This window comes from Salinicola corii, assembly GCF_008298015.1.
Lineage (GTDB): Bacteria > Pseudomonadota > Gammaproteobacteria > Pseudomonadales > Halomonadaceae > Salinicola > Salinicola corii.
Genome location: NZ_VTPX01000019.1, coordinates 52,263 through 62,141, shown reverse-complemented (window position 1 = coordinate 62,141; position 9,879 = coordinate 52,263). Strand labels below are relative to the sequence as shown.

Below are 9,879 nucleotides of genomic sequence, written 5' to 3'. Positions count from 1 at the left end.
TTCGAGTACATCGAGTTGGACTACAACCGGCAGCGCCGACACAGTGCTATCGGGATGATCAGCCCAGAGGCCTTCGAGGCTCAAATGATCGCTTAAGTCGGTGTCCACCAGTGCTGGGCAAGATCAGAGCACTGCCGCACAATTCGCGGAACTTCGCGAGATATCGCCCCGTCTCACTCCTGACTTTTCATTGCGATAGCCGAAATTACAGTTTCTAAAACCTAAGATCGCTGAAAAATCAGCTATAAGGCGCCCGTTCTCAGGCGAAAACGTTGCTGGTGGCACATCATGCAGAACAGGTGTGCCCCTATACGAACTATGCATCTGTCGATGAACAGATTTATGTTAATCTTATCACTGAAGTATCAAACTAGAAGCTAATCACGTCATTTCATAACATTAATTAAATTCATGACAAAAACGATGGCATCCATAAATCATACTCATGTCGTTCAGGCGATGTCCCGCTGGCTTGCCAGCAATGGCTATCGGTGTGGAGCCAACCGCCTGGGCACTCGCTCGGAAATCGATCTCGAAGCCATCCCGGTGTTCGGCCAGAAGCGTCTCGTCGTCGATTGTCGGGGCGAACTTAGCCTCGAGGTCGGTCAGGACCCCTGGATGGAGATTACCCAAGCCTTCTTCTATCTCATTCGAGACAGCGAAATGCCGGATGACACGACCCAAGTATCGCTGGCGCTGCCAGACACCACGGATTTTCGCCGCCGGATGGCAGGGATGAAGGACTTCTGTCTACGCCAGGGAGTCATCGTGTTCTGGGTGGCCGAGACCGGCCAGGTCAGGCAATGGGCCGAGAGCGCGCCAGTCACCACAGGCGCCAAAGCACTACCCTGATGGTTTCCTCAGCGTGAAAGCTTCGGCTGTCTCGTCCGAGGTGAGGAACTTTTTCATCAACAACCACTCTCAATGATCAAGAGATACTGAATAGCAGTCGCTATGCGAATTCTCGAGCTTACTGCAATGATCGTTATCGCCGCGCCCTGCGCGGCGATTTTTTATCCGGGTGGTGGCAATGCGCATGCGCACGGCTCCCTGCCGTCGGCAGGTTTGCTCTTCACGCTTGTCGAGTACTGTCGTGACAGACACCGAAGCCAACTAATAACAGCCTCACGAGATAAGATCGGCTGCGCTTGTCTCGATGTCGGCCTATCGCCGACATCCGCGAGATCGACACCGAGCTGGGCATGAGTCTTCGAGCACCGCTTCAGCAGACCTATGGGGGCCGCCGCGGCCGGCGTGGTAAGCTATGCCGGTTGCCGCGCATCCGGAGCATCTGCATGCCACTTTTCTTCGTGGTCTTCCTCATCTGCCTGCTGATCAGCCTGGCCACCGTGGCTGCGCTAATGCTATCGCGCACTCCACGTTACCGAACACAGGCGCAGGATCTTCTCGACCTTTTCGACGCGGTACTGGACAACCGCGCCAGCGAAGCGCGCTGGCACACCTTGATCGGCTACCCGATCCGACACGATGCCTACCTGGAGAATCTGCGCCGCCGCAGCCAACACCTGATGGAAACTCATGGTCGCCCCTGGCAGGCCGCTCAGGGCGGGTCGCTCTTTTCCCGCAGCGGTCGGGAAGAACTGGCAGCATTGCGCGATCATCTGGCTGCCCACCAGTCGCTCCAAGGAGGCGAGTATCATGCCTGAGCCAGCCATGCTGTGGCGAACACCATGACCGATATCATCCGGCTGGCACCGCTCGACAACGCCATCCAGCACCACCACCACGACTATCACCAGATCGTGATTGGGCTGTCCGGTTATGCGGAGTTCGAGATCGCCGGCCAAGGGGGCGTCGTGGCACCGCTTTCCGGTTGCCTGGTCCCCGCCAATATCGAACATTACTACGAGGGAATCGGGGATAACCGTCAGTTGATCATCGATCTGCCGGACGACGCCTCTCCCCTGACGGGCATGAACCGGTCATCGAGAGCCCTGTTCGACCGTCCAGGCTACTTTTCTCTCGATGAATCGCTCCAGCACTATCTGCAGTTCCTGATCAACGAAATGAGCCAAGCCAGTCACGCGCCCGGGGATCTGCTGGTCACCACCCTGCTCAGCTCACTGCGTGCCCGCCTCGGCACGACCTTGGGTTCGCCCCCGCTGGCCAGGCGAAGCGGTCGATCGCTCGACGTCCAGCGACTCGAGCAGTTCGTCCTCGAGCGGCTGGACCAGCGCCTGAGCGTATCCGACCTGGCCCGTCTCGCCTGCCTGAGCGAAGCGCACTTCGCCGAGCGCTTTCGCGAACAGACCGGCGTCACACCCTATCAGTTCGTGATGCGGCTGCGATTGAACCGGGCCCGTGAACTGGCCATGCTGAGCGACATGCCGCTCGCCGATATCGCGGAACGCACCGGATTTGCCAATCAAAGCGCCCTGAGCAACGCCTTTCGCCGTCGCTATGGCCACCCGCCCATGCAGTTGCGACGCCCCTCTCGCTAGCGCGATGACCCAGCCTTTTTCGCAAATACCCCCCGGATAATTGGCAAGTACCGCCGCCCTGTTTCACGATAGAGTCAGCCACCACTCCTTTTCCATTGGCGCAGTCCACCGCACGCTTCCAGCGAGCGGCCGCCATTGCCAACGCTGATTATCATGGGGTTCAACAATGCTAAAAGCCGACCAAATGCTGGACGCCGCCACCTGGCAGACTTCGCTGGAGGCCCTGTTCGCCAGGATCAGCGACCACTATATCATTGACGAGGAAGCCTACCTCGAACAGCTGTGCGAGATGCTGGACGCCGACGAGGCGGATTTCGCACGCATCGGTGACAAGACGGCGCAACTGGTTCGTGATGTTCGCACCATGGATACGGCCGTCGACTCCATCGACGAACTGCTCCAGCAGTACAGTCTCGACACCCAGGAAGGCGTGCTACTGATGTGCCTGGCCGAGGCGCTGCTGCGGATCCCCGACAAGGCCACCGCCGATGCGCTGATCGAAGACAAGCTGGGCGTCGCCGACTGGAAACGTTACCTGGGGCAGAGCGAATCCTGGTTCGTCAACGCCTCGACCTGGGGCCTGCTGATGACGGGCAATGTCATCCAGATGGACAAGCCACGGGAAGGCAAGCCGGCCAACTTCATCAACCGTATGGTCAATCGCATGGGCGAGCCGGTCATTCGCAGTGCGATGTACCAGGCGATGAAGATCATGGGGCAACAGTTCGTATTGGGTCGCACGATCGACGAGGCGCTCAAGCGTTCCAAGCCGCTGTTCAACAAGGGCTACACCTACTCTTACGATATGCTGGGCGAGGCGGCCCGTACCCGCCAGGATGCCAAGCGCTATTTCGACGACTACGCCTCGGCGATCCGCCAGGTGGGCGAAACCAGCCTCAAGCTGGACGCCAGCACGCCGGCCCCGTCCGTCTCGATCAAGCTCTCCGCACTGCATCCGCGCTACGAGTTCGGCCGCCGCACCCAAGTTCTCGACGAACTGGTCGGCACTGTCAAGCAACTGGTCGAGATGGCTCGGGAGCGTCATGTGGCGCTGACCGTCGACGCCGAGGAAGTGGACCGTCTCGAACTCTCGCTGGAGGTTTTCCGCGCCGTCTTCGAAAGCGATGTCTGCCGCGGCTGGGGCCACTTCGGCCTGGTGGTCCAGGCTTACGCCAAGCGCGCCTTGCCGGTACTCCACTACATCAATCGCCTGGCGGACCAGCAGGGCGACGAAATTCCCCTGCGCCTGGTCAAGGGCGCGTACTGGGATACCGAGATCAAAGAGTCGCAGAAGCTCGGGGTCGATGGCTACCCGGTCTATACCCGCAAGGCCTGTACCGATGTCGCCTATCTCGCCTGCGCCCGGTTTCTGCTGTCCGAGAACACCCGCGGCCGCATCTTCCCCCAGTTCGCGACCCACAACGCCCACACCATCACGACCATCCTCGAGCTGGCCAACGATGCCGGGCGCGCTTTCGAATTCCAGCGTCTGCATGGCATGGGCGAAGCCCTCTATGACGCCGCACTGACGCGAGCGCCACAGGGTACCTACTGCCGCGTCTACGCCCCGGTCGGCGCCCACAAGGACCTGCTGCCCTACCTGGTACGTCGACTGCTGGAGAATGGCGCCAACTCGTCGTTCGTCCATCAGTTGGTCGACCCCAGGGTCCCGGTGGAGTCGCTCTGTGTCCATCCGGTGGCCACGCTCAAGCCCTATCCGACCTTTGCCAACACCAAGATTCCGTTGCCGAGGGACATCTACGGTCCGGCACGCAAGAACTCCAAAGGCGTCAACTTGAACATCAACAGTGAATACCAGCCGCTCGTCGATCGCATGGCGGAGTTCATGGATCGGGAATATCACGCCAAGCCGCTGCTGGGCGTCGACATCGCCGACGACGAGAGCCAGCGCCAGCGAGTCACCAGCCCCTACGACCGCCGCCAGGCGGTTGGCAGCGTGCAGTGGGCGACACGCGAGCAGGCCCTACAGGCCGTCGACATCGCCTGGCAAGCCTTCCCCCGCTGGAGCGAGACGCCGGTCGACGAGCGCGCGGCCATTCTCGAGCGTCACGCGGACCTGATGGAGACCCATCTGGCGGAGTTGATGACGCTCTGCTCACGCGAGGGCGGCAAGCTGCTGACCGATGGGGTCGACGAGATTCGCGAGGCGGTGGACTTCTGTCGCTACTATGCCGCCCGCGCCCGCGAGCTGTTCGCCGAGCCGACCGTGCTGCCGGGGCCGACCGGAGAGTCCAACGAACTGATGATGAGCGGTAAGGGCGTGTTCGCCGCGATCAGCCCGTGGAACTTCCCGGTCGCCATTTTCACCGGACAGCTGGTCGCGGCAGCGGTCGCCGGCAACAGCGTGCTGGCCAAACCCGCCGAACAGACCTCGCTGGTCGCCAACCGCGTGATCGAACTGCTGTACGAGGCCGGAATGCCGAGGGATGTGGTGCAGCTTCTGCCCGGCGATGGCCCTACCGTGGGCAGCGTACTGAGCAGCGACCCGCGGATTACCGGTGTGGTCTTCACCGGCTCCACCGATACCGCACAGGTCATCAACCGGGCACTAGCCGCCAGGGCAAACGCCGCGCTGCCCACGTTGATCGCCGAGACAGGCGGCATGAATGCGATGATCGTCGACTCCACCGCCCTGCCCGAGCAGGTCGTCGCGGATGTCGTCCACTCGGCTTTCCAGAGTGCCGGCCAGCGCTGTTCCGCCCTTCGCGTTCTCTATCTGCAGGAAGACATCGCCGACCGCGTCATCGAGATCCTGCGCGGCGCCATGGAGGAACTACGGATTGGCGACCCTCGGGACCTCGGCACCGACGTCGGCCCGGTCATCGACGAAGAGGCCCGCAAGGGCCTGCTCGCGCACGTCGAGAAGATGCAGGCCGAGGGGCGCCTGCTGGCCGAGGCCAGACTCGACCCGGCACAGACCGACAACGGCACCTTCGTCGCCCCCATGGCCTTCGCCATCGACGGCATCGAATCGATGCAAGCCGAGCAGTTCGGCCCCCTGTTGCACATCGCCCGTTATCGTGCCGATCAGCTCGAGGAGGTCATCGATGCCATCAATGCCAAGGGCTACGGCCTGACGTTCGGCGTCCACAGCCGCAACGAGAACTTCACCAACCATGTCGCCAGTCGTATCCGCGTCGGCAACGTCTACGTCAATCGCGACATCATCGGCGCCGTCGTCGGAGTGCAGCCATTCGGCGGGCAGGGTTTCTCCGGCACCGGCCCGAAAGCGGGCGGGCCGCACTATCTGTTGCGCTTCGCCACCGAGAAGACGCGCACCATCAACACGGCCGCGCTGGGCGGGAATGCTTCGCTGCTCGCGATGGGAGACGAGTGATTGCCACTCGTCATCAACAACAACAAGCTGAAGGAAGCTCTGCATGATCGAAAACAACACCAACAGTGGGTTAACGCGCAAACGCTCTCCAGTCGCGATGCGCCCCGCCAGGGCTCCGGCCTGCGTATCCCAGGCCGGTCGGCGGCATCGCATCGGGTCTGGTGACTATCTAACAACCACCTAATAACTCTCTAATAATTAAGAGAAAGGAGACGTCTTTATGGCTATTGGTGTCTGGATAAGCCTTATCGCTTACTTCGTGCTCATGATCGCCATCGGCCTCTATGCCATGCGCACATCCACATCCACATCCGAGGATTACATGCTGGGGGGGAGAACGCTCAGCCCGCAGGTCGCGGCCTTGTCGGCCGGCGCTTCGGACATGAGCGGCTGGTTGCTGCTGGGTCTGCCCGGGGCGATGTTCGTCTCCGGCCTCGGATCGGCATGGATCGGGATCGGCCTGTTCGTGGGGGCATTCTTCAACTGGCTTCTGGTCGCACCACGCCTTCGTGAACAGACGGTTCACTATGGCAATGCGATCACCATTCCGGAGTTCCTGGCCAACCGTTTTCCCACCCGAGCGATGTCGCTGAGGACGGTATCCGCCGTCGTCATCGTCGTCTTCTTCGCGGTTTATACGGCATCGGGCCTGGTGGCAGGCGGCAAATTGTTCGAAAGCGCGTTTTCCGGGGTGATCAACATTGGAGGTCTCAGCGATTACGCCGCGGGCGTTGTCATCACCTTGGGGGTAGTACTCGTCTACACGGTCGTCGGCGGCTTCCTGGCGGTGAGCATGACGGACTTTGTGCAAGGCTGCATCATGATGCTCGCGTTGGTGATCATGCCGGCGGTCGTCATCTTCGGGGAAGGCGGCGGCGGCTTCTCCCAGGCATCACAAACCCTGAACGAGGTCGATCCCACGCTGCTGTCCTGGACGGACGGCCTGACCTTCATCGGCTGGCTCTCGGCGGTAACCTGGGGGCTGGGCTATTTCGGGCAGCCGCACATCATCGTGCGCTTCATGGCCATTCGATCGTTGAAGGATGTTCCCGTGGCCCGCAACATCGGCATGAGCTGGATGCTGATCTCACTGATCGGTGCGATCTCCCTGGGTATATTCGGTCGCGCCTACGCGATCCGCAACGGCCTGGAAGTTCAGGATCCGGAAACGATCTTCATCATCCTGGCCAATCTGCTGTTCCATCCGCTGATCACCGGCTTCCTTTACGCGGCCCTGCTCGCGGCGATCATGAGTACCATCTCCAGTCAGCTTCTGGTGGCGTCTTCCTCGCTGACCGAGGACTTCTATCGCCTGTTCCTGCGCAAGCAGGCGACGGAGAAGGAGACCGTGGGCGTAGGTCGACTCAGCGTCGTGCTGGTGGGATTGGTCGCGGCCGTCATCGCTTCCGACCCCAACTCTCAGGTGCTGGGGCTGGTCAGCAATGCCTGGGCGGGCTTCGGCGCGGCATTCGGCCCGCTGATCATCCTGTCGCTGATGTGGTCGCGCACCAACGGCGCCGGCGCCATCGCGGGGATGGTGGTAGGCGCCCTCACCGTCATCGTGTGGATTTCACTGGGCTGGAACGGCGAGTTCATGGGCGGTCCCGGCGTCTACGAGATCATCCCCGGCTTCATCGCGTCCTTCATCGCGATTCTGGTAGTGAGCAACATGACCAACGATGCCGGAGAGTATCGGCAGATTTCCCGTTAACCAGCGGGCATGACATGCTCAAGGGGCTCCCGCGGGAGCCCTTTTCGTGCCTGTTGCTACACGAGCAATCACAAGCGGCAGGGTAAGCCGAACCGGTGTCGATCCTGTCCCTATCGTCGCCTGCAGCCACTTCGTATCGGATCTCAGCGGTTATGGTCGCGAAAGGCCCACAGGCGTGAGCCGATGTAGGTAATCACTGGAACGGTGAGCGTCGCGATGCCGATGGCCCAGAACCCCGAAATTCGGGTCGAAGCCAACAGCATGGCCAGGACACCGTTGTTGAGAGCCAACCCCGATAGCGCCAGCGCGAAGAAGCGCCTGGCCTTTCCCCGACGCCGAAACGTCAAGCGTCTGTGACCAATCAGTGAGATCTGGAAGGCGACCAGGAAGCCGCACAGATTGACCAGAAATTCCGACAGCGCCGGCCACAGGGCACTGAGGACGGCTGCAACCGACAAGTGCGCTGCCGTCGCGAGACTTCCCACCAGCCCGAACCGTACGGCGGTCTTCGCTTCGCGCGTGAGCCGACGCTTCACGAGGCGTCGGACACGTCGTCGACCAAGCCTTCCTGGCCGGTCACCAAACTGTCCTCAGCGACCAGATAGAGCGGTCGTTGCTTGGTTTCGATGAAAAGACGCCCGACGTACTCCCCCAGAATGCCGACGGACAACAACTGCATGCCGCCGAAGAACAGGATCGCGGTCATCAGCGAGGCGTAACCTGGCAAGTCATTGCCCACCACGATCACGCGTCCGACGAGGAGTAGGATATAAAGAAAGGCGAGCCCTGCGATGACGGCGCCGAAGTACATCCAGATACGCAGTGGCCAGGTAGAAAAGCTGACGAACCCGTCTATGGCGAAATTCCACAACTTCCAGAAATTGAACTTGCTCTCCCCGCTTTCCCGAGCCGGCCGATCGTAGGAGACACCGATGGAGCGGTATCCCGGCCAGCTGAACAGACCTTTCATGAACCGGTTGCGCTCGGGCAACCGCTTGATGGCTTCCACCACGCGACGATCCATCAGCCGGAAATCCCCCGCGTTACTGGGAATGTGCGTTTCGGCCAGACGGTTGAAAAAGCGATAAAAAAGGCCGGCATAGGCCCGCTTAGCCTGGGTATCTTCCTCTCGGGAGCCACGAATGCCGTAAATCATGTCGTAGCCCTCTTCCTGCCACAGACGAATGAATTCCAGAATCACCGCAGGGGGGTCCTGAAGATCGACATCCATTGGCACGACGGCATCTCCGCGGGCGTGATCGAGGCCAGCGGTCATGGCAGCTTCCTTGCCGAAATTTCGCGTCAAGGACAGCACCCGAACCCGAGGGTCGCTGGAGGCGCTCCCGCGGAGCCTCTCGAGCGTTCCATCGGTAGAACCGTCGTCGACGAACAGTATCTCCAGTGCCGGTAGCTTTTCACCGAGTTCCCGGTCCACTGCCTGCAGAAACCGGTCGATCGCGGCTTCCTCGTTCATGACCGGAACCACGATCGACAACATCCAATCCTTTCGGCGTCTATTCATGGGTGCTCCTCTCGTGATCGATTCGTCGACTCGTCTCGTATTGGCAACGTCAGCCATCAGCGACTAGGGTAATCCTAGAGGTAGAAAGACGGCTGCGCACAGGTAGGTGCATAAGCTGCAGGAATGTAAAAAAACGCTGTTTCAAAATTTTACTGGACATAAAAAACACCGTTTCCTATCATGACGACGTTGTCTCATAGAATGTGAAGGCCGGTAACACGGCTTCATGATGAAAGAAAGGGAGTACTTATCATGACCAAGACCAAACTGTTTTCTGCAATGGTGATTGCCGGCGCTTGCGCATTCGGAACTCAAGCCGCTTTTGCCTATGGCGCTGGTGATTTCTACGGTCGTCTGGGTGTTGCCAAGACCGATACCGACGATGGTTATGCTGGCGACAACGACAAAGGTGCCTATCTGGGCCTGGGTTACATGGTTCACGACAAGATCGGCGTCGAGCTGAGCTCCATGACCGAGACCAAGGTCCACGCCGAAGGCGGCACCTTCAAGCAGGTCCCGATCAACCTGATGGCGCAATACTATCCGCTGGGTGGTCTCGATTCCCGCGTTCAGCCGTACGCTGGCGTCGGTGTCAACTACACCACGTTCTCTGACGAGAGCGGCGTCGGCAGCGTCGACGACTCCTGGGGTGCAGCGGGCCAGTTGGGTGTCGATCTGAACGTGACCGACAACTTCGGCTTCAACGCCTTCGCCCAGTACACCGATGTCAGCGCCGACATCAGTGGCGGTCGTGACATCGATCTCGACCCGGTCACCGTCGGTGCCGGTGTCACCGCTCGCTTCTAAGCGAACGGCAGTCGATATC

General features: G+C 60.5%; 9 protein-coding genes. 7 read left to right on the top strand and 2 right to left on the bottom strand.

Features of this window, described 5'->3' with window-relative positions; all coding sequences use genetic code 11:
• The 6 genes from F0A16_RS22205 to putP all read left to right on the top strand — a co-directional run.
• Positions 1-96: IS3 family transposase (locus F0A16_RS22205; RefSeq protein WP_149437654.1), on the top strand; the 96-nt coding region annotated here is incomplete at its 5' end.
• 327 nt (positions 97-423) lie between these two features.
• Positions 424-852, top strand: a complete 429-nt coding sequence (locus F0A16_RS20225; RefSeq protein ID WP_149437652.1) for a hypothetical protein — start codon at positions 424-426, stop codon at positions 850-852.
• 443 nt (positions 853-1,295) lie between these two features.
• Positions 1,296-1,667: a hypothetical protein gene (locus F0A16_RS20220; RefSeq protein WP_149437649.1), complete on the top strand. Its 372-nt coding sequence runs from the start codon at positions 1,296-1,298 to the stop codon at positions 1,665-1,667.
• Positions 1,668-1,691: 24 nt separating this feature from the next.
• Complete coding sequence (locus F0A16_RS20215; protein WP_149437647.1) at positions 1,692-2,462, top strand: AraC family transcriptional regulator; 771 nt, start codon at positions 1,692-1,694, stop codon at positions 2,460-2,462.
• A gap of 166 nt (positions 2,463-2,628) precedes the next feature.
• Positions 2,629-5,820: a bifunctional proline dehydrogenase/L-glutamate gamma-semialdehyde dehydrogenase PutA gene (putA, locus tag F0A16_RS20210; protein WP_149437645.1), complete on the top strand. Its 3,192-nt coding sequence runs from the start codon at positions 2,629-2,631 to the stop codon at positions 5,818-5,820.
• Between the two features lie 220 nt (positions 5,821-6,040).
• Positions 6,041-7,531 (top strand): sodium/proline symporter PutP, encoded by a 1,491-nt coding sequence (gene putP, locus F0A16_RS20205; RefSeq protein ID WP_149437643.1) that lies wholly within the window; start codon positions 6,041-6,043, stop codon positions 7,529-7,531.
• A gap of 143 nt (positions 7,532-7,674) precedes the next feature.
• On the opposite strand, the gene F0A16_RS20200 is transcribed toward putP, so the two are convergent.
• Both F0A16_RS20200 and F0A16_RS20195 read right to left on the bottom strand, forming a co-directional pair.
• Positions 7,675-8,067 (bottom strand): GtrA family protein, encoded by a 393-nt coding sequence (locus F0A16_RS20200; protein ID WP_149437641.1) that lies wholly within the window; start codon positions 8,065-8,067, stop codon positions 7,675-7,677.
• Positions 8,064-9,053 (bottom strand): glycosyltransferase family 2 protein, encoded by a 990-nt coding sequence (locus tag F0A16_RS20195; protein ID WP_149437639.1) that lies wholly within the window; start codon positions 9,051-9,053, stop codon positions 8,064-8,066. Before F0A16_RS20195 ends, F0A16_RS20200 begins: the two co-directional genes overlap by 4 nt.
• 252 nt (positions 9,054-9,305) lie before the next feature.
• Here F0A16_RS20195 and F0A16_RS20190 point away from each other — a divergent pair, with 252 nt between their 5' ends.
• Positions 9,306-9,860: an OmpW/AlkL family protein gene (locus F0A16_RS20190; RefSeq protein WP_149437637.1), complete on the top strand. Its 555-nt coding sequence runs from the start codon at positions 9,306-9,308 to the stop codon at positions 9,858-9,860.
• Positions 9,861-9,879: the final 19 nt, after the last annotated feature.

Excerpts from the sequence above, each read along its gene's own strand:
- F0A16_RS20225 (WP_149437652.1), top strand. The coding sequence starts at position 424 with ATGGCATCCATAAATCATACTCATGTCGTTCAGGCGATGTCCCGCTGG.
- F0A16_RS20220 (WP_149437649.1), top strand. The coding sequence starts at position 1,296 with ATGCCACTTTTCTTCGTGGTCTTCCTCATCTGCCTGCTGATCAGCCTG.
- F0A16_RS20215 (WP_149437647.1), top strand. The coding sequence starts at position 1,692 with ATGACCGATATCATCCGGCTGGCACCGCTCGACAACGCCATCCAGCAC.
- putA (WP_149437645.1), top strand. The coding sequence starts at position 2,629 with ATGCTAAAAGCCGACCAAATGCTGGACGCCGCCACCTGGCAGACTTCG.
- putP (WP_149437643.1), top strand. The coding sequence starts at position 6,041 with ATGGCTATTGGTGTCTGGATAAGCCTTATCGCTTACTTCGTGCTCATG.
- F0A16_RS20195 (WP_149437639.1), bottom strand. The coding sequence starts at position 9,053 with ATGAATAGACGCCGAAAGGATTGGATGTTGTCGATCGTGGTTCCGGTC.
- F0A16_RS20190 (WP_149437637.1), top strand. The coding sequence starts at position 9,306 with ATGACCAAGACCAAACTGTTTTCTGCAATGGTGATTGCCGGCGCTTGC.